20 protein-coding genes are annotated in these 19,171 nt (G+C 51.1%); 13 read left to right on the top strand and 7 right to left on the bottom strand.

The annotated features are described in order from the left end of the window. Positions 1-28 precede the first annotated feature (28 nt). Positions 29-1,021, bottom strand: coding sequence for a protein-methionine-sulfoxide reductase catalytic subunit MsrP (gene msrP, locus IQ268_RS05835; protein WP_193876476.1), 993 nt, complete (start codon positions 1,019-1,021; stop codon positions 29-31). Between the two features lie 273 nt (positions 1,022-1,294). Here msrP and IQ268_RS05830 point away from each other — a divergent pair, with 273 nt between their 5' ends. The 3 genes from IQ268_RS05830 (at position 1,295) to hisS (ending at position 3,302) form a co-directional block, all read left to right on the top strand. Beyond that, a complete protein-coding gene (locus IQ268_RS05830) occupies positions 1,295-1,570 on the top strand; it encodes a LuxR C-terminal-related transcriptional regulator (protein WP_193876610.1) in 276 nt (91 codons plus the stop codon). Positions 1,571-1,635: 65 nt separating this feature from the next. Further along, complete coding sequence (locus tag IQ268_RS05825; RefSeq protein WP_193876474.1) at positions 1,636-1,968, top strand: hypothetical protein; 333 nt, start codon at positions 1,636-1,638, stop codon at positions 1,966-1,968. A gap of 53 nt (positions 1,969-2,021) precedes the next feature. Continuing rightward, entirely contained in the window at positions 2,022-3,302 is a 1,281-nt protein-coding gene (gene hisS / locus IQ268_RS05820) for a histidine--tRNA ligase (protein WP_193876472.1), read from the top strand. Between the two features lie 382 nt (positions 3,303-3,684). Here the strand turns inward: hisS and rpsD are convergent, their stop codons facing one another. Further along, a complete protein-coding gene (gene rpsD, locus IQ268_RS05815) occupies positions 3,685-4,293 on the bottom strand; it encodes a 30S ribosomal protein S4 (protein WP_193876470.1) in 609 nt (202 codons plus the stop codon). Between the two features lie 509 nt (positions 4,294-4,802). Here rpsD and IQ268_RS05810 point away from each other — a divergent pair. Next, entirely contained in the window at positions 4,803-5,027 is a 225-nt protein-coding gene (locus IQ268_RS05810; RefSeq protein ID WP_193876608.1) for a DUF4327 family protein, read from the top strand. 103 nt (positions 5,028-5,130) lie between these two features. Here the strand turns inward: IQ268_RS05810 and IQ268_RS05805 are convergent, their stop codons facing one another. The 4 genes from IQ268_RS05805 to IQ268_RS05795 all read right to left on the bottom strand — a co-directional run bounded on the left by IQ268_RS05805 (position 5,131) and on the right by IQ268_RS05795 (position 8,219). Continuing rightward, positions 5,131-7,167 carry a serine/threonine phosphatase gene (locus IQ268_RS05805; protein WP_193876468.1) on the bottom strand — a complete coding sequence of 679 codons (2,037 nt, stop codon included), beginning with the start codon at positions 7,165-7,167 and terminating at the stop codon, positions 5,131-5,133. Positions 7,168-7,583: 416 nt separating this feature from the next. Further along, complete coding sequence (locus tag IQ268_RS33305) at positions 7,584-7,760, bottom strand: zinc ribbon domain-containing protein (protein WP_193876466.1); 177 nt, start codon at positions 7,758-7,760, stop codon at positions 7,584-7,586. A 14-nt stretch (positions 7,761-7,774) separates the two neighbouring features. Next, positions 7,775-7,906, bottom strand: coding sequence for a hypothetical protein (locus IQ268_RS32750; protein WP_255527146.1), 132 nt, complete (start codon positions 7,904-7,906; stop codon positions 7,775-7,777). 73 nt (positions 7,907-7,979) lie between these two features. Then, the gene (locus tag IQ268_RS05795; RefSeq protein ID WP_193876464.1) at positions 7,980-8,219 is read right to left on the bottom strand and encodes an MFS transporter; all 240 of its coding nucleotides are present in this window, start codon (positions 8,217-8,219) and stop codon (positions 7,980-7,982) included. A gap of 189 nt (positions 8,220-8,408) precedes the next feature. Here IQ268_RS05795 and IQ268_RS05790 point away from each other — a divergent pair, with 189 nt between their 5' ends. The 3 genes from IQ268_RS05790 to IQ268_RS05780 all read left to right on the top strand — a co-directional run bounded on the left by IQ268_RS05790 (position 8,409) and on the right by IQ268_RS05780 (position 11,822). Continuing rightward, complete coding sequence (locus IQ268_RS05790) at positions 8,409-9,506, top strand: tetratricopeptide repeat protein (RefSeq protein WP_339383603.1); 1,098 nt, start codon at positions 8,409-8,411, stop codon at positions 9,504-9,506. A 150-nt stretch (positions 9,507-9,656) separates the two neighbouring features. Next, positions 9,657-11,528, top strand: a complete 1,872-nt coding sequence (locus IQ268_RS05785) for an alpha/beta hydrolase (RefSeq protein ID WP_193876461.1) — start codon at positions 9,657-9,659, stop codon at positions 11,526-11,528. 126 nt (positions 11,529-11,654) lie between these two features. Continuing rightward, positions 11,655-11,822, top strand: a complete 168-nt coding sequence (locus IQ268_RS05780; RefSeq protein ID WP_193876459.1) for a hypothetical protein — start codon at positions 11,655-11,657, stop codon at positions 11,820-11,822. A 4-nt stretch (positions 11,823-11,826) separates the two neighbouring features. Here the strand turns inward: IQ268_RS05780 and IQ268_RS05775 are convergent, their stop codons facing one another. Beyond that, positions 11,827-12,198: a hypothetical protein gene (locus tag IQ268_RS05775; protein ID WP_228035127.1), complete on the bottom strand. Its 372-nt coding sequence runs from the start codon at positions 12,196-12,198 to the stop codon at positions 11,827-11,829. Between the two features lie 154 nt (positions 12,199-12,352). Here IQ268_RS05775 and trpS point away from each other — a divergent pair, with 154 nt between their 5' ends. The 6 genes from trpS to IQ268_RS05745 all read left to right on the top strand — a co-directional run bounded on the left by trpS (position 12,353) and on the right by IQ268_RS05745 (position 19,106). Beyond that, positions 12,353-13,363 (top strand): tryptophan--tRNA ligase, encoded by a 1,011-nt coding sequence (gene trpS, locus IQ268_RS05770; protein ID WP_193876457.1) that lies wholly within the window; start codon positions 12,353-12,355, stop codon positions 13,361-13,363. A 131-nt stretch (positions 13,364-13,494) separates the two neighbouring features. Beyond that, a complete protein-coding gene (locus IQ268_RS05765; RefSeq protein ID WP_193876455.1) occupies positions 13,495-14,448 on the top strand; it encodes a methylenetetrahydrofolate reductase in 954 nt (317 codons plus the stop codon). A 359-nt stretch (positions 14,449-14,807) separates the two neighbouring features. Beyond that, the gene (locus IQ268_RS05760; protein ID WP_193876453.1) at positions 14,808-15,785 is read left to right on the top strand and encodes a M48 family metallopeptidase; all 978 of its coding nucleotides are present in this window, start codon (positions 14,808-14,810) and stop codon (positions 15,783-15,785) included. Between the two features lie 46 nt (positions 15,786-15,831). Continuing rightward, on the top strand, positions 15,832-16,584 hold the full coding sequence (locus IQ268_RS05755) for a CPBP family intramembrane glutamic endopeptidase (RefSeq protein WP_193876451.1): 753 nt from the start codon (positions 15,832-15,834) through the stop codon (positions 16,582-16,584). Between the two features lie 312 nt (positions 16,585-16,896). After that, the gene (locus IQ268_RS05750; RefSeq protein ID WP_193876450.1) at positions 16,897-17,817 is read left to right on the top strand and encodes an ROK family protein; all 921 of its coding nucleotides are present in this window, start codon (positions 16,897-16,899) and stop codon (positions 17,815-17,817) included. 254 nt (positions 17,818-18,071) lie between these two features. Then, positions 18,072-19,106, top strand: coding sequence for a sensor histidine kinase KdpD (locus IQ268_RS05745; protein ID WP_193876448.1), 1,035 nt, complete (start codon positions 18,072-18,074; stop codon positions 19,104-19,106). The last annotated feature ends 65 nt before the right edge of the window (positions 19,107-19,171 follow it).

Below are 19,171 nucleotides of genomic sequence, written 5' to 3'. Positions count from 1 at the left end.
CCTATATTGGCTGCTCGCGTTATGCCCCTCAGACTTGATTAGGCCGATCATACAGTTGAGCAACGTATTCGCCGTAACCGTTGTATAGCAAAGTCGGGCGCTCTTCCCACGAAAACTTTGAACCTGCGCCAATCAACCGTTCTTTGGCCTGTGACCAGCGGGGATGGGGCACATCGGGTTCAACATTGGCTTCAAATTTGTACTCATTGGGACTAATAGTGTTCCAATAGGTACTGGGTTGGGTGTTGGTGAACTCAATCTTGACAATTGATTTTGCCCCCTTAAAACCATACTTCCACGGCACCACCATACGAATTGGCGCACCGTGCTGCTTTGGAAGCGTATGACCATAAATGCCAACAGCAAAGAAGGCCAGCTCATTGGTCATTTCATCCAGCCGCAGTCCTTCGGTATACGGCCAGGGAAGACCGCCCAGATGAAAGTCGGGGCCTTTTGTAACCTCAGGGTTGTAGTAGGACGTAAATTGCACAAACTTGGCTTGCGCGGTTGGTTCAACGGCTTCTACTAACGCTCTCATGGGAAAACCCAGCCAGGGAACAACCATCGCCCATGCTTCCACACAGCGGAAGCGATAGATCCGTTCCTCCAGCGGAAAGGTACTTAGCAAATCGTCTTGGGTAAACAGGCGAGGCTTGTTGACTAACCCCGTTACCTCGACTTGCCAGTTGTCTGTTGGTAATGCCTGAGCGTTTTGCCAGATGGATTTGGAACCACCAAACTCGTAGAAATTATTGTAGGTAGCCGCCAATAGCTCATTGGTTTGAGGGCGATCGACCTCTACAAAGTTGGGGTTGCTGGAGGCGTTTAATTGGTTGGTGTTGGCTAGCGCTGCCTCAGCCGAGGCTTGCTGCTGTTGACACCCCAGCAGCGGCACAAAAGAGCCTATCATTCCAGCACCCACTAATCCCTTAACAAACCGGCGGCGATTTAGAAAATAAGCCTCAGGTGTGACGTCTCGCTCTGGCAACTGCCAAGGTTTTGGAACATGAATAAATGGCATAGGAGCAAGAATTAAAACATCTCTATATTCATTATCAATATCAAAGCGTCAGACCAGGTGGTTGCCCCAAACCCTCTGCGGGATCACTGGGATCATTGAAGAATCTGGACTTTAAAGCCTGACATTAGCAACTTAGCATTTCACCCGCAAACAATACCACCAGGCTGGCGATGCCTCGAAATAATGAAAATGGCGGTATTGAGCGGCATTTTGGCGAACCAGCCCTTAAAATTGAAGGTAGGAATAGGTAGATATACATGGGTAAAAAACGTTATGACTGGCGGCGAGTCTCAGACCCCCGGCGTTCTCTCAGATAGAGAACTGCAAATTGTAGAATTAGTGGCGGCTGGCTTGACCAACCAGGAGATTGCAGAAAAATTAGAAATTAGCAAACGTACGGTTGATAACCATATCAGTAACATTCTGACTAAAACGGCGACGGGGAACCGGGTTGCGCTTGTACGTTGGGCGCTGCAATGGGGTAAAGTGTGTCTGAACGATGTCAATTGCTGTACGTTACCCATTTCTAGCGACGACATCATCTCTTAGTGGCATGATCACGATAGAGGCCGAGCTGTGTTGCTATCCCTTTGTTGCTGAGCAGGTTTTCAGTTATGAGCGATCGCGCCGTCCAAACGGCTGAAGCATCTCCGTCCCGATATCAACTTTACTGCGTTGGTTTGCCGCTAGCCGTCTACCGAGAGGTTGCCGCTCATTTGCGGCAGGTAACCGGAGTTGATGCCGGGTTGTTGCCGCAAACGTCGCACCAGTTTGACTATCACCAAAGTCAAGTTGGCAGCCTGTGGATTCAATACACAGCCACAGCCAATGCCGCCGCTCAACAACGAGTAGCGCAAATCCTGGAATACTATAGCGATCGGTACGGTGCGTGGAATGCCGTCAATCCGCGATCGCAGACAACTGAGACGAAAACAGAGAGACCGTAACAACGGATCTCCAACAGCAGTCGATATTTTGTTGAGTGAGTCATCTCTATTGCATGAGCAGAATTCAGGCGCTACGAGGAACACGGGATATTCTGCCAGATGAGGTGAGCTACTGGCAGCAAATAGAAACGGTGGCTAGGGACATCTTCAGCAAAGCGGCGTATCGAGAGATTCGTACCCCTATTTTTGAACAAACCGATCTGTTTGAACGCAGCATTGGCGAGGCCACTGATGTGGTGGGTAAGGAAATGTATACGTTCAAGGATAGGGGCGATCGCTCACTCACGCTCCGTCCGGAAAATACAGCGGGTGTGGTTCGCGCCTTTATCGAACATCACTTGCAGGCGCAGGGTACCCCTCAACGCCTCTGGTACTTAGGCCCCATGTTTCGCTACGAACGTCCCCAAAAAGGGCGGCAACGTCAGTTTCATCAATTAGGTGTTGAGGTGCTGGGAAGTGCTGACCCCAGAGCCGATGCGGAAGTGATTGCGATCGCCTCCGATTTATTGCAAACGCTCGGTTTGACAGACCTGCGGTTTGCTGTCAACTCCATTGGTAACCTGGACGATCGCAACCAGTATCGAGAGGCTCTGGTCACCTACTTAACCCCCTACAAGCCAGAATTGGATGCCGATTCTCAAGATCGGTTGACGCGCAATCCGCTGCGAATTTTAGACAGTAAAGAGGCTCGAACTCAAGAAATTCTGTGCGATGCACCAAACTTGCTACAGTATCTCAGTCCAGAGTCCAAAACCCGCTTCGATCGAGTTCAACAACTTTTGAGCGATCTGGGTATTGCTCACACCATCGATCCTCGCCTGGTGAGAGGGTTGGACTACTACACCCACACCGTTTTTGAAATTCAATCCGACGCGTTAGGCGCGCAAGCGACCGTTTGTGCCGGTGGTCGGTATGACGGATTGGTGCAAGAACTTGGCGGAGAAGCAACAGCGGCAGTGGGTTGGGCTAGCGGCCTGGAACGGCTAACGCTGCTGCTGCAAACGCTCCAACCGCTATTGCCATCGGCACTCGATTTTTACCTGATTTCCAAGGGCGATCGCGCCGAAGCCCAATCGCTGCAACTGGCGCAGCAACTGCGGCACCTTGGCTTTGCCGTAGAACTGGACGTTAGCGGTAGCGCCTTTGGTAAACAGTTCAAACGAGCCGACCGTAGCGGAGCGATCGCCTGCCTGGTGGTAGGCGAGACAGAAGCAGATAACCAAACGGCGCAACTAAAATGGCTCAAATCAGGGGAGCAAGAAGCGATCGCTCAAACCGATCTATCTGATCAGGCCGAGCGGTTACGGCAGCAAATTGCTGCTCATCGGGCTTAGTCGAGCTATTCGTTACGGCAGCAACATGCCCACCCCCGTCGCACGCTTACCCCCCCGCTTAAGAGCTTGTGCGAAAAGCGCTGATTGTTACTCAAACCGCTCTCTTTTCTGGCTGACCGCAGGTGTAAGCTCCCAATTCCGAGGAACTTTGAACCGCATCGGCGCAGAATGTTTACCAAAATTGGGGATTTGGAGGGCGAATGCAACCCGTTTGATGACGTCTAAGCCCACCCTCTAGAAGAGGTAGGCTTTGCTGACTGATGTATAACGCCAACCAAAGACAAACCCTCCGACTGACGGGCCGGAGGGTTTGTTTGAATCATTTTTACTGCCACTTCAGCAGCCTCATTAGAAGCAGTAATAAATGCAAATACTGTATAGGTTAGGCTTGGCGAGAGTAATACTCAACCACCAGCAGTTCGTTGACCTGAAGCGCAACCCATTCACGCTCTACAACGCTGTTCACCTTACCTTCCATCTTGTTCTTGTCGAATTCCAAGTGGCTAGGAAGGTGAGCCAAACCGGGAAATTGAAGGTTGGTTTCAACTAGCTTACGAGAGCGATCGCTGTCTCGAACTCCAATTACTTCACCGGGCTTGCACTGATAGCTAGCAATATCAACCACGCGGCCATTAACGGTAACATGTCCGTGATTCACAAGCTGACGGGCAGATGGAACCGTAGGAGCCATACCCAAACGGAAAACGGTATTGTCTAACCGCATTTCCAGCAATTGCAGCAACACTTGTCCGGTTGAACCGGTTGCCCGACGAGCTTTCCGCACATAGCGGAGCAGTTGCCGTTCCGTGATGCCATAATTAAAGCGCAGCTTTTGCTTCTCTTCCAAGCGAACTGCATATTCTGAGCGCTTTTTACGCGCTTGACCATGTTGTCCTGGAGGATAGGCCCGTCTGGGAGTTTTGCGCGACAATCCCGGCAACTCACCCAAACGACGCACAACCCTGAGGCGTGGACCTCGATATCGCGACATTTAGTTTCCTCTGTAAAGACTTACCCAAAAGTTTAATTATAGTCGCATTTTTGCCAATCTCCACCTTTTGATAGCCTCAAAATCTTCTAATTTCACGAAATAGTTTGACGCTTTAGTAATGGTTAACCCTGTAGCCTTAACTTGGATCTAGTTGCAGTTGAGGGAAGGGCGATCGCAAGATGCTCGATCCAACTCAATCGATTTTATTCCTGCTGGCTAAACGCCTTCTAAACGTAATGGTTCTAACTAATTCAGTCCAGGGGTTGACCAGTCTAAATCCGGGTTTTTCTGCTGGTACTGGTAAGTTTTACTCATTTGAATTCTCCAACCAATATGGAAATTCAATGGTTAAACCCAATGCCCATCACACATCTGCGATCGGGTATGCTAACATTTACTAATAGAAACGGGGTCCTGGCAGCACGGATAGCCACGCAACTAGTGCTGAATCGACGTCAGGAAGTTCTTAATTGCAGAATTCACAAAATTCAATCATGACAAAAAGTGTTATGGACCAGCAGGTTATTCACCCGATGGTGAAGTTGCAACGACAGGTGCGATCGCTTGTTGATTCGAAGCTGATCAAGCCGTCGGACAGTATTTGGAAAATCGCGTTACTTTACGGTGACGAGTGGTCTTACTGGAAAAAAGAGCTGGAAGACTTCGAGTTTTCCATGCAAGACCCAATTGGGGATTTGCTCGACGTTGAAACCTGGGACGACGACGAGGCGTAACCGCTTGGGCATTTGTCCTGGTATTACCCAAAAAGCACAAACTTCTATTTCTAAAGGCAAGGCGGTACTAACCCGTCTTGCCTTTCATTCGCTGCTTTAAGTATCACGATTTGAGGCCATCTAAATTGGGTCGAACCCTGATGCGAATCGCTATAGCGGTGATGTTGTCATGGCCGTTGTAATGGTTAGCCAGGTCAACCAGTTGATTTACACCCTGCTCCAGGCTGACCTGGGAACTGAGAAGCGGCTCTAAATGGGTGCGCCAATGAGTTTCAAGCAGGTCATTGTCCGTTAGGCCGTCGGAGCATAGCAGCAGCAGCAAGTCTTCGTTTAGCTCGACAAACTGCACATCTGGGTTGATGAAGTTTTGATCTCGCGGGCCAAGGGCTTGCGTCAATTGATAGGCATCGGGTCGGGCGTAGGCGATCGTTGGCTCGACACCACGCTGAATTTCACGTTGACCGACTTCGTGATCAACGGTAATTTGCTCTAACCCCTGGCGACGGCTAAAGCGGTAGAGCCGGCTGTCTCCCACGTGGGCGATCGCCGCTTCGGTATCTTGAACCAACACCAGCACGACTGTCGTTCCCATGCGCCCGCTGCCAGAGCGAGAGCTTTGCTGGTTCATGTCATAAATAGCCTGATTGGCCTGGACAACCGCCTCCCGAATAATCTCGCTGTCGGGCAGTCTGTCGTGCCAGTGCGTCTCAAAATACCGTTGCAGCGTTTCAACAGCCAGGGCACTGGCTACTTCTCCACCGGCATGGCCGCCCATGCCGTCACACAAAATGTATAGCCCTTTAGCATTCAGGGTTCGTCCCTGGGGGTCTTCACTTTTACTGATGTCTGTCTGAATGCTGAAACTATCTTCGTTGTGGTCGCGTTGCCGACCAATGTCCGTTCGTCCAGCATCTTCCAGGCTAACCAACCGCATCGGCAGTACAACAGTAGGAGCATCGTCCCCATCGTTTCCCAATTCGTCCTCCGATTCACTCAACTCTAGTCGGGTCGCCATCGCTGAGGTCGGCGTGTTGTCGCTTTCGGTATCTAGCAACAAGTTGGCGTTGACCAGGTCTGCTGTTTCGGGTTCAGGTGAGTTGGTCGATTCGGAGTCGAGAGTGGGGAACTGTTGCGGTTGTGAAGAATCAGACGGCATATCAATGGGAATAGTAGGAGACTGCATTTCGTTCGCGATCGCCTCAAAACGCAATCGGAGGTCGTCAATCGTCAAAATGGCACCCGTTTCCAGATCATGGCAAAGGTGAGCCAGCGCCCCAAACTGAGTGCGCTGAGATTTTTGAAACAGAATTTGCCACAGGCGACCTAAATTTTTTAACTCGGCAGGCTGGTCTTGGGGTTCAAAGTAAAGCCGTTGTAGGCACAATAGCTGATCTTCATCTACTCGCAAATTGGCGAGTTCTAGCAAACTCTGGCTGCAACGGTGAGGAACCAACATCGCCCACATCTCAATCATTTCGTGGAGCCAGTGCAAAATTTGCAGCGGTAAAACGGTTTCGCTGCTCCACAGGTCGAGCAGGAGCGGCAGATCAGCCCGATCGGCAAGCAGCACAACCGTGTACCCGTTGGACTCCCAGGCATCATGAATCTGCGGCAAAGAGACATTACGCGGCTGAAGCGTGAGATAAACTTGGGCGATCGCAGGCACCGCTAAAGCATCGGCGATCGTTGCTTTTTCCAGGGTGGTTGCCACATCAGCCGTGAACCACTCTGGATGGGTTTGTTCTGGATCTTGCACCACTTCCAGTAACGACGGCTGAAGAGGTTGGCAATCTAATACTCGCCCTTCTAGCTCTGAATCAACCCCGGTTGCGGTGAGTTCCAACAACAGGTACCGTTGCTGCTCGTCTAAAAAGCGGCTGGGTAAGGGTTGCACCCCGGGTTCAGAATCAGGCATCTGAGATGTAACGAACGCTTGAACCGATGAGGCATCGGTAACACCCGACAAAATGACTTGCCAGGTTATTCCTGTTTTAGCACCACACTGAGGGCAGTATTCAGCATCAAAGGCAACGGATGCTTCGCAGGCAGGGCAAACTCTATCGGTGAGCGAAGTACCACACCGTTGACAAAAATTATGGGTATCTGGGTTTTCAAACTGACATTGAGGACATACAAGCATGTTGGGATTTCCTCAACTCCCGCTATGAGTGCCAAAGGATCTGAATCTTAAGTCTGTCACATTAGACCAGGCTCGCGACGTAAAACCCGATTAAGAATCAGCTCGTTACAGGTTAAATCATATGTCCTATAACGCCTCTCTGGTGTAGTTCAGTTCAGAGTACCCAGAATCATTAGACAGGAATCATTAGACGGTAAACAAGCAGCCAGAGCAAAACTACCTGATTTAAGGGGACGCTATTTCTCTGCAACTGTTTCTGTGCCTCAATCTGACATCCTCCCATCGCGCTCTACAAGACAGCGTGGGGTTCCTCCTTCATCCAGCCGACTTGTCCAAACCAATGGCTTGAGCGGAATAGCGATCGTTCTATCGGGAGGTGCTGATTTCCGTATGCCCTGCGTTGATTCCAGCCAATCTCACCCCTTGTCAAGGATGTTCCACACCGCATTTTCATCTCTGCATCGCACAGAGCCGCAGTGAGGACACACATGAGGGCGGTTACTCAAAATCTTTTGAACGGACTGCTTGCAGTCAAAGCATCTTTTTGAATCGTGGTGGTCTGAGCTGGAACAGGTTGCTGAAGATTCGGGCATAGTGTTTCACCCAATCAACCAACCAACTCCAGGCGGCGACACTGATGGACTTCACCAGATGGTGATTGCGTGCCATGTTCCACACCATGCCAGTTTTTGCAGGCAATCAAGCCGCCAGACATGACCAACGCCCGGGCTTGTTTCACAGCCCAGTCGTTACGTTGCCGACTTACTTCCAGGTGTTGTCGTCCCAGACGATTAATCGCTTTTGTGCGATCTTTAAAGCCTTTTTGCTTCTAAGGTAAAGCAATGATGACGTAGTACCAGAACAAACTGCCCTGACGAGAGCCAAAACCCGAGTCCAAATTTAGAGAAAACCCATTGGAGAAAGACGAAAATACCGAAGGGAATCGCTCCCCGCAGCACGCAGGGATGGCGTTTGCCCCAGCGAGTGCGATCGCTCAACCAGCCAATTAAGGAATCATTGATTGCATCCCACAGCTGCCTACTACCATACATTTTGACGGGAACAAAATGGAGAGAAAACGATTCGCCACGTTATCAGAACATCTTAATTTTGCTTCTACTGTTTTCAAGTGGGCTGAAGTCAGATAAAGATCAAAAGATTGATTGAAATGACAGGACTGATCCCCGGATCAGATGGCAGACCGTTTGAGAACGTAATGAGGACATTCAGGACAGTTGACCGTGAATAAACAAGTATTGATTGCTACGCTACTGCTGTTGAGCGGCTGGACGATCGCTGTACCCTCTGTTCAGGCTGTTCAGGCACCCTCGGTTGACCTGGCTCAAGCTAACCCTGAGAACCAACGGCTCCGCGATCTGTTGCGTCGGGGACGAGAACTGGTCGATGCCGGACAACTGGCTGAGGCCATTCCCGTATACGAAGAAGCCGCCACGATTGAATCAGACAACGCTCGCATTTACTCGGCACTTGGTTTTTTACAGGCCAGACAAAATAACTATCAAGCCGCTGTTGAGGCGTATCAACGGGCGATCGCCCTCGACAACGACAACGGCGATTTCTATTACGCTCTGGGATTTAGTCAGGCTAACCTGCAAGACTACAGCAGTGCCGCTGCCTCTTACCGACGAGCAACAGAACTGGATCAAGATAACGTCGAAGCCTTTATCGGCCTGGGCGTTGTACTGGCGCGGCAGGGAGATTTTAATGGGGCGATCGATGCCTATCGGCGGGTGACGGCGCTTCAGCCCAACAGTGCCCAAGCCTACAAGTTCATTGGCTCGGCATACATCCAGCAAGAGCGGTATTCAGAAGCCGTTGAGAGCTTGCGCCGTGCCGCAGAACTGGCTCCACGCGAAGCAGATGTGCAAATTAACCTAGGGGTCGCGCTGATCAATTTAGGCAACACACCAGACGGGTTAACGGCTCTGGAACGCGCCGCTTCACTGGAGCCGCGCAATGCCCAAACTCACCTGCAAATTGGCGAAATCTTTCAAGCGCAGGGCAATTTAGACCAGGCACTTACGTTTTACCGTCGCGCTGCTTCGGCTAATCCAGGATTAGCTGATGTGCATGTGTTGATGGGGAATGTGCTGCTAGAGCAGGAAGATTACCTGCTGGCGATCGTTCAATACCGAGAAGCGATCGAACTGCAACCCAACGAGCCTCAAACGCACTATCAGCTAGGTCTAGCCTTGCAGGGGCGCGATCGCATTGCTGAGGCGATCGCCTCCTTTGAACAAGCCCGCACGCTGTATGAGCAGCAAAACAATGCTGAAGGGGTTGCCAAGGTGGAAGAAGCTCTGGATCAGATGAATTAGCCAGGACTGGCCAGATGGACTAAAGACCAGACAGGTGAAGCTGACCGACTATTAATAATGAATGACAGCCCGTGACGCTGGTAGTTCTAGCGATTATAGTCAAAGTCAAAGCAAACATCTGAAGTCTTTAGTCCTCAGTTGGTGCAATGTATGGGTGGATCAGAGCTTAAAGAATCGCTGCCGTTTACATGGAAAGACGAAGAAACTTGCCGCACTGACCAGCAATGGTTGGGTGGAATTATTCACAGTGCGGCTCCCTATTCGGACTGGTGGACCAAAACGCGGATTGTCCAGTTGGCCTACGAGCCGATGTTGGGTGCGAATCCAGAGGTGTATGCAGGCAAAACAACGGTAGCAGACATTGTAACGACGCTGTATCAGGAGCTAGAAGCCTACTGCTCGGCGCAGCAACTATCCGATTGCCAGAGCTGTTATCCAGGCTTTTTTGCTGCTGTTGATGCTGGTTTTGTGGTAACCACGCTCAACTCCTGGAAAAACAAGGAGTTTACGCAGGCGATCGGACGCAACTTTGAGGTGTATTCCTACGATGGCAGCAGGGTGAGCCGCAACGATTGCAAAACCTTCCTGATCGTTAGCACCGCTTCGGTTTCGTTAAGTGTTGAGCGCCAGTTGCCGCCACCCAACCTGTTTCAACCGTTGTTTAACGTTGATGAACTGGCTCAGGTGATTCACGATAACGACATCGAGAGCATTACCGTTCGCACTCATGGATATGGCAGTCCGGCGCAGAGCTTTTTTGCGTCGTTTGCCAGGGAAGCAACTCAGTTGTTTTCTGGACAGGTAAACGTTGAAACGGTTGCCTCGCCGGAGGTTGCAGTCGAGAGCCAGTCTCAACCGCCTACTACTCTGCCTCCTCGCCATGTCTATATTGGGTACCACTGGCCTAGCGAACAGCCTATTTTGAACATCGGGTTGGTCAAAGACCTGATTCGTAACTGGGGCATTGTACTCAAGTTTTTGGGCAGCATGTTTGTGTTGAGTCTGGTGCCAAGCCTGATTTTTACCGGGCTGTATGACCTGATTTTGCCGCTGCAAGTCCGCTGGTATTGGGTAATTCCGCTTGTTTTCTTTATTACCTGGCTGTTGGCGTTTGCCTTGTTGCGAGCCTTGGTGTATCAGCGCGATCGCTACCGTGCTATCCATTATGGTGCGCCCGATCTGGCCGAGTTCTTTTGGCGGCTCGACAAACAGCTCAAAGACCTGCAAGTTGCTTCCTTCAAATCGGCGGCGTTTCAAGTCTCGGAACGCGACATCATTCCACCGACGAACCGCAAACGGGTCAACCTGGTGGGGCACAGCATGGGTGGCCTGGTGCTGGTGAATATGCTGCGGGTAATCTCAGATCGATTTGGCAAGGACGATCGCCTCACCCATGAACGTGGAGCGATGGGCGAATGTTTAGACCTGGGCAAGCTCGTTCTGGCCTCGCCCGACATTCCGTTAGAGCTGCTGCGAGAAGGGCGTAACAACTATGTGCGGTCTGCTATTCGTCGCTGCGAACAGATTTATTTGCTGTCGAGCGATCGCGATGTTGTGCTGCGCTACCTCTCGACCGTGGGGAACTGGTTTAGCGAACCCAGCGTTGAAATGTCGGGCTTGCGGCTGGGGAATGTGTACCTGCATCGAGGCCAGAAGCTCGAGGAAATGCTGCTCATTCGCAGTGCGATCGTATCGCGGCAGGCGGTGCAGCCCACCTCGGCCTACGACCTGTTTGAAAGTTTCAATTATTTAGATTGCTCCCGCATGGTGGGGGTCAATGCGATCGGGCTATCGCAGCAACCTGCGACGGCGTTAGTTATCGATTTGGTCAATATTGTGTTCTATCTGTTCGGCAAAATCGACGTTCACGGGGGCTATTTTTTGACCCATACGCCAACCTTCAAGCTCTTGCCCTTTTTGCTGCAAACCATCACCCCTTCAGCCGCCGCCGTTGGGCAAGAAATTAGCCGATTAGATACGAAAAAGCAAATTCTGTTTCTGCCAAGCCGACCAATCGACTAACAGAATTGGCTCGGAAGGTGCCTAAGGTTGAGGGATTCAGGGGACGAATGCAGCTTATGTGCTGTGGTTAAACCAGGCTCTTGCACCCGAAAAAATGGGTAGAAGGCGTTGCTAAAAGACGGATGCATGGTTAAGCGGTCATGGCTGCGATCGCCCCTGCCCCAACTGTGGGGAAATCTGCAGGTTTGGACGTTTCCTGAAATTGGGATGAGGGGCGAATTTGTGCCGCGATTCAGCAACGCCTTGGAATGCGTCACTTTAACGAAGTACAGCTCTGCGGATGAGTGGAAGTGATCGGTTATTGCTCTTGCATTAAGCGCAAGTAATTCTGCTGAAGCTGAACGTGATTTGCCGCCATTTGCTCAGCCAAATCTCGCTCGACATCGCAAATTTGTTGCCAGAACAAGGCCGAACGGCGGGCAGACAACAGCTCTTTCCACAAGGTTTCGAGCAACTCAGCCGCTTGCGGATTTTCGCTAGCGAGGCGATCGCGCAGTTCTGCAAAGGTTTCGTTTGCGTCTGAGTGGTGGGATAAATTTTGAGCCTGAGCAATGCACGCCTGAAGCTGGCTGAGCGGAGTCACGGTGGCAGATTGGGGCATATCTAAATCGTCTTCTAAAGGATTTGGTGAATGCAGAATGTAAACTATTGTGCGAGCGGCTGTTCGCATACTGTTACATTCCTTAAATTATACTGACGCAAGGTTACACTCTATCGAGGCAGTCGGCAAGAGTTTTGCTGGAACGAGTCGTCGTCAGTCACAATTGTTGAATAGCGTTTTCAGCGTGTTCACTATTCCGTCGCAGGGGAGACAATCACAGCCTATGGGCAAGCCGCGCGTCCTTTCTGGAATTCAGCCAACGGGCGAACTTCACTTAGGAAATTATCTAGGAGCCATTCGCAATTGGGTCGAAATCCAGCAAGCGTATGACAGCTTTTTGTTTATGGCAGACTTACATGCCATTACAGTACCCCATGACCCTAAAACACTAGCAGCCAACACGTACAAAGTGGCAGCCTTATATCTGGCCTGCGGCATTGACTTAAATTGCGCTACGATTTTTGTTCAATCCCATGTGTCGGCGCATTCTGAATTGACGTGGCTGTTTATGTGCCTAACGCCGCTCAACTGGTTAGAGGCAATGGTGCAGTTCAAAGAAAAGGCCATTCGTCAGGGTGAAAACGTAGGGGCGGGTTTGCTTAACTATCCGGTGCTACAAGCGGCAGACATTTTGCTATACGAGCCGGATAAGGTGCCCGTGGGTGAGGATCAAAAACAGCATCTTGAACTAACCCGTGACATTGCCGATCGGCTCAATTTTCAGTTTGGTTCTGAAGGAAATCCTGTCCTCAAGGTGCCCGAACCGATGATTCGCAAAGAAGGGGCGCGGGTCATGAGCCTGACCGATGGCACCAAGAAGATGTCGAAGTCTGACCCGTCCGACCTGAGCCGAATTAATTTACTCGATCCGCCCGATGTGATTGCTAAGAAGATCAAGCGCTGTAAAACCGACCCGATGCGGGGGCTGGAGTTTGACAACCCAGAGCGACCCGAATGCAACAACTTGTTGACGTTGTACAGCATTTTGGCCAACAAGACAAAAGATGCGGTTGCTGAAGAGTGTCGGGAGATGGGTTGGGGACAGTTTAAGCCGCTGTTTACCGAAGCAACGATCGCTGCACTCGGCCCCATTCAAGACCGATATCACGAAATTATGGCTAACAAAGATTATCTGGAGTCGGTGCTGCGTCAAGGTCGCGAACAGGCAGAAGCGATCGCCAACCCAACGTTGCACAAAGTGAAAGCAGCGTTAGGATATTCAATGCCTTTATGAGGATGGAGATAGGGTGTAGGGTGTTAAAAAATGCCATTTTGAATGCTGAGGGCTTCGTTGCCCGATGCAGAACGCGACCTCTACTTAAACCGCTTATTCATCCTCACCTCTATAACGCTTTCTAACCATCAATGTTCGATACCAACCATCACGCTTCTAATACCTGGCTTCCGGCACCGTCTAGCCGTTTTCGCGTCGCCGCTCAGTCGGGAGAGTTTTTGATTACAGCAGAAGTGATGCCACCGAAGGGAGGCGATCCGTCGCGCATGGTGCAAATGGCACGGCAGCTCAAAGACTGGGTACATGGCGTTAATATTACCGATGGCAGCCGTGCGGTTCTGCGGATGTCGTCCGTTGCCGCTTCAGTGGTTTTGTTGCAGCATGGCATTGAGCCAATTTGTCAGGTGGCCTGCCGCGATCGCAACTCGATCGCTCTCCAGGCCGATTTGATGGGGGCACAAGCGCTGGGCATTCGCAATATTTTGGCATTGACGGGCGATCCGGTGAAGGCTGGCGATCATCCCTCTGCCAAAGGCGTGTTTGACCTGGAGTCGGTGCGGTTGCTTAAGCTCATCGGTTCTCTTAACCGGGGAATTGACCTGAACCATCAACCGCTGAGCGATGGCCCTACCGATCTGTTTGTCGGAGCAGCGATCGATCCGCAGTGCGCCAGTTGGTCGGGGTTACAAAGCCGCTTTGAACGTAAGCTAGAAGCGGGAGCGCAGTTTTTCCAAAGTCAACTGATTTCAGACTTTGACCAGCTCGAAAAATTCATGAACCAGATTGCATTAGATTGCCAAAAACCCATCCTGGCCGGCATTTTTTTGTTAAAGTCAGCTAAAAATGCTCAGTTCATTAACCGCAATGTGCCCGGTGTCACGATTCCCCAGCACATCATTGATCGGCTCGATCGCGCCACCGATCCGCTGCAAGAGGGGATACAAATCGCCGCAGAGCAGGTTCAGTTGGCTCGCCAGCTTTGCCAGGGTGTTCACATGATGGCCGTCAAACGAGAAGATTTGATTCCCAATATTTTGGAGTTAGCTGGAATTGCACCGTTGGCCAAAGCCGAAGTTGTGCGTTAACTCGTGCTACCCGCGCTTGGTGGGTTGTTATGAGCGACAAATCACCCGATTGGTCTATCGCGGCTAACGTTTTTCTCAGTTAACGTCCATCTATAGTTACTGTCTCTACTATCTATGGTTGCGGTGGGGTGTGCCTTAGAGGATGGTTAAAAAGGATTGATTGTCTACTCGAACCGCCCCCTTTTCTGGCTTGCCGCAGGCGCAAATCTATCAGTTCTGATGGATTTGAAACAGAACTGGCTCGGAAGTCTCTCAGGTTGAGGAACTCAGGGAGCGAATGTGGCACATTTGCTACTTTTAAAGCATCCTCTCAGAAGTCAGGCTTGCTTCACAGCCCGATGTTGTCTAAGGAATGGGTTATGCCAACATATACGGGAATCTCCAGCGAAGCCTTTCGGCATCCGTTGGATTATCAAGCGGAACAAGCCCTACGGAGCGTTCCCGGCTTTGATTTAATGGCTCGGAAGTTTGTTGAGTTTATCTACGAACGCCCACGCCATGTGTATTTGATGGGAAACAGCATTGAGGTGGGGCCGCGCCAATATGCTTCGATTTATCACCTGTTTCGGGACTGCGTGCGTGATTTAGACATTCACCCTGAACCCGTCATGTTTGTGTCGCAAGCGCCCACGGTGAACGCCTACGCCTTGGGGCAAGATCGCCCCTGCATTGTGCTAAATACGGGGCTGTTGGATCTGGTGGAGGAGGCAGAACTGCGATCGGTGATTGCCCACGAACTAGGGCATATCAAATGCGGCCACACAACGCTGACGCAGATGGCAACCTGGGCGATCGGTCTGGTGTTTGGGCTATCGGGCATGACCTTCGGCCTGAGCAGCCTGGTCAGTACAGGGCTAATTTTGGCATTTTACGAGTGGTTGCGAAAAGCAGAGCTGTCTGCCGACCGTGCCGCGCTGCTGGTAACCGACAGCCTCACACCCGTACTAAAAAATATGATGCTGATGGCCGGAGGAAGCGCCCGCCATATTAACGAGCTGAGCCTACCGGAATTTATTCGCCAGTCGGAACGCTACCATGCGCTCGATCAAGACGGAATTAACCAGGTATACAAGTTTTTGTTATACAACAACGTGACCCAGGGCGTATTTCTGACCCACCCCTTTACTGTCGAGCGGGTTCACTTTTTGCAGGAATGGGCAGGGTCATCCGAGTATCATCAAATACGAACAGGCAACTACCGCCGCACCGGTGAAGGAGCCGTCGATGTGGATGCAGAGGCCCAGTCCAACGAGGTTGAACGGTTGCAGCAAGAGCTAGAAGCGTTGCAGCAAGAGATTGATCGGATTCGGCGATCGCAATCCAACGACAACGAGTAGATGACCACACTGGTTTTAGCCGATCCGGCAGTCAGGAGCGATTACCATGCATGATTCGTTACCCGCTAAACCTGAAGCGAAACCAAAGCCCTGGGGTCTTTGGGCAACTCTAGGATTTTCTGTCCTTGTTTTTGTGGCGTTTATATTAATTCAAACGCTGGTATTGACGGCCTTTCTGAGCTACCAAATGGCTCAAAACCCGTCTGCTGACCTGATGCTGCTGATCAGAGATTTGTCTACCAACGGGTTTGTGCTATCTATTTCGACGATCGCATCGGCTCCGCTCTGCGTAGCATTGATCGTGCTGTTTATTAAGCTTCGCAAGCGGCTATCGGTAAAGTCTTACCTGGGGATACGGCCTCCCAGCCGACGAGAGCTAATTACCTGGTGCCTCATTACCATCTTTGTAATTACCATTGTTGACCTGCTCAAGTCATTGGTCGATCGCCCGTTGGTGCCCAACTATGTCTCCGAAATTTACGAATCAGCCTTGTTTTTGCCTGCTCTGTACCTGGCGCTGATTGTAATGGCTCCTGTCTTTGAGGAGGTCTTTTTTAGGGGCTTTATGTTTCAGGGGATCAAGCATTCTGCCTTGGGTAACCTTGGCGCAATTGGCCTGCCTGCGATCGTTTGGGCGATCATCCACCTGCAATACGCCTGGTACGACATTGCCGGAATTTTTGTGTTTGGCGTGGTTCTGGGATATGCCCAGCTCAAAACGAAATGCATTTACGTGCCAATTGCTATGCACGCGCTTAATAACCTGCTAGCTGTTCTTCAAGTTTCATTGAAATTTTAAAGAAACGCGATCGCCATTGCGGATTTTACTGTCATTCTAGTAAAAACGGAATTCAGAGATTCCGGTCTACAGCCCTATGAGGAATAGTTGTAGCACATGGTTTGATTCGGGCAGAACGGTAAAGACGTGCATGAACTTCATTAAAGATGAAGTGTTACTGGAGCATGAGCCTATTGAATTACAGTCAGCACTGTTCAACCATCTTCTCAGGAATCCTGGTTGGCCTGAATCAGGCTGCTCTACGTATCGGTGTCCGGACACCCGTATAATTAACGGCAGATTTGACCAACGCCCTTTAGCGATCCGTTTGATATGGGTATAGAAGCCGATGCGCCGAATTCTGAAGAAGTCATTGGCATTGATTTGGGCGGCACCGCCATTAAACTGGGACGATTTAACTGGCAAGGCCAGTGTTTGCAGGCTGTAACCGTTCCAACACCGCAACCCGCTTATCCTGAGGCGGTGTTGGCCGAAATGCTAGCAGCGATCGCAGAACTCGATCCACAGCAGCGGTGTGTTGCTATTGGTGTTGGCACACCTGGCCCAACAGACGCGGCAGGGCGGATTGCCAGGGTAGCGATTAATTTAGAAGGCTGGTACGACATTCCACTGGCCGACTGGTTAGAAGCCAAGTCGGGCAAACCAACCACTCTGGCAAACGATGCCAACTGCGCTGGCGTTGGCGAATACTGGCTAGGGGCTGGGCGATCGTTTCGGCACCTGCTGATGCTTACCCTGGGAACCGGAGTAGGGGGCGCGGTTATTCTAGAAGGAAAGCTGTTTGTGGGGCATCAGGGAGCCGGTGGCGAATTGGGATTGATTACCCTTAACCCAGAGGGACCGGGCTGTAAGAGCGGCAACCGGGGGTCGTTGGAGCAATATGTGTCGGTGCAGGCCATTCAGCGACGAACGGGGCTAGACCCCAAAGAGTTGGGAACCAGAGCCAGAGCAGGTGATGCGGATGCGATCGCCTTCTGGCACGATTATGGGCGAGATTTGGGTGCAGGGTTAGCCAGCTTAGTTTACATCTTGACTCCAGAAGCCATCATCATTGGCGGTGGGGTCAGCGCCAGTGCAGAATTCTTCTTTCCAGCCGTGCGGGAAGAAATCGAACGACGGGTGTTGCTCAGTTCGCGGGCAGGTCTACAGCTACTACCAGCCGAGTTGGGCAACCAGGCGGGCATTGTGGGTGCAGCAAAGTTAGCGTGGCAAAAGCATTTCGCTGAACTTTGAAGGTGCAGTGAACGTTCAAGATCAACCGAATATATCGGCCTATCGGCTCCTGTCCATTTGCATACCGATGTCTGTTTTGCAGGACTTTAACTGTCCGCTTTGAATCGATCTGTTGCCAGCTTAATTTAGCCGTTGAGTTGAATAACTGTCCGGATGAACGAGTGTTTTTCGAGGTTAAGAAAATGACAGACTAGGAGTGCCAGTCTCTGGATTTCGCGTCTTTTTATAATTTGCCTAATACCGTTTTAATCACTATGAGCTGGACTAATTTCGCGTTTTTAGGGATTGGGCTACTGGTTGGTTTAAGCATCGGTTGGTGGTTGTGGCGCTTCCGCCTGGGATTAACGCCTCAACCTCATGGTTCCGCCACCGCCAGCGCTACAACCGTGCTATCTGATGATTCAGAGATGCTAGCACTGCGATCGCAGCTTCAACACGCTCAGGTCACACGTCAACTGGCAGACGAGATGGGGCAATTTAAGGCCGGTTTTTTAGCCCGTACCTCCCATGAACTGCGATCGCCCCTGAACAGCGTTATCAGCCTGCACCAGTTGATCTTGTCCGATTTGTGTGACAACCCAGCCGAAGAGCGAGACTTTGTGGCAAAAGCTCACGCCGCCGCCCTCAAAATGCTGTCGTTGCTAGACGAACTGATCAGCGTTTCCAAAACTGCTCACGGTAGCCGTCGGTTAGAAATTCAACCCGTACAGCTTAAAGCGCTATTGGCAGATGTCCATCGCCTCATCCACCTTCAGGCCAAAAATCGCAGCTTGCGGCTTGAGATTGAGTTTCCTGAACCCGACCTGCACGTGATGGCCGATCCGCGTTGGCTGCGGCAAGTACTGGTGAGTTTGCTGGATACCCCTATTGCCTTGATGTACGAAGGTACAATTCGACTCACCCTTCACCCGGAACCCGCCACCAACCAGATTCACATTTGGATCGAAGATGAGCGACCATCTACCGCATGGCATGAGGCCATTGATTTAATGACTTCCACCCCCAACCAGAGCGATCGCTCCATTGAGGCACTGCTACTAGAAAAGGAGCGTTTGCCAGATGCCACCTACTCGGAATTGCCAGAAGACTCCACCTCACTCAACCCTGGATTAGGGCTGTTGCTCAATCAAATGGTTATGGAGATGATGCAGGGTCGCCTGGAACTGTTAGCCACACCCTGCAAACAACCCGCCGCCAAAGCCAGCTCAAGCGCGATCGCCACTGCCGACGCTGAGATTACTCGCATCCAATGCACCCTTCCTCTAGCAACCGATAGGCAACAGCGGTAACAAAAAGCTAGCCCCTCAAGTCCATTTTCAGACAATGCCCGAACTGCAAACCGATGCGAAGCGAT

The sequence above is a fragment of the Oculatella sp. LEGE 06141 genome (assembly GCF_015207605.1).
Taxonomy (GTDB): Bacteria; Cyanobacteriota; Cyanobacteriia; order Elainellales; family Elainellaceae; genus Oculatella.
Note: the sequence above shows the minus strand (reverse complement) of the source record. Positions and strands in the feature narration are given on the sequence as shown.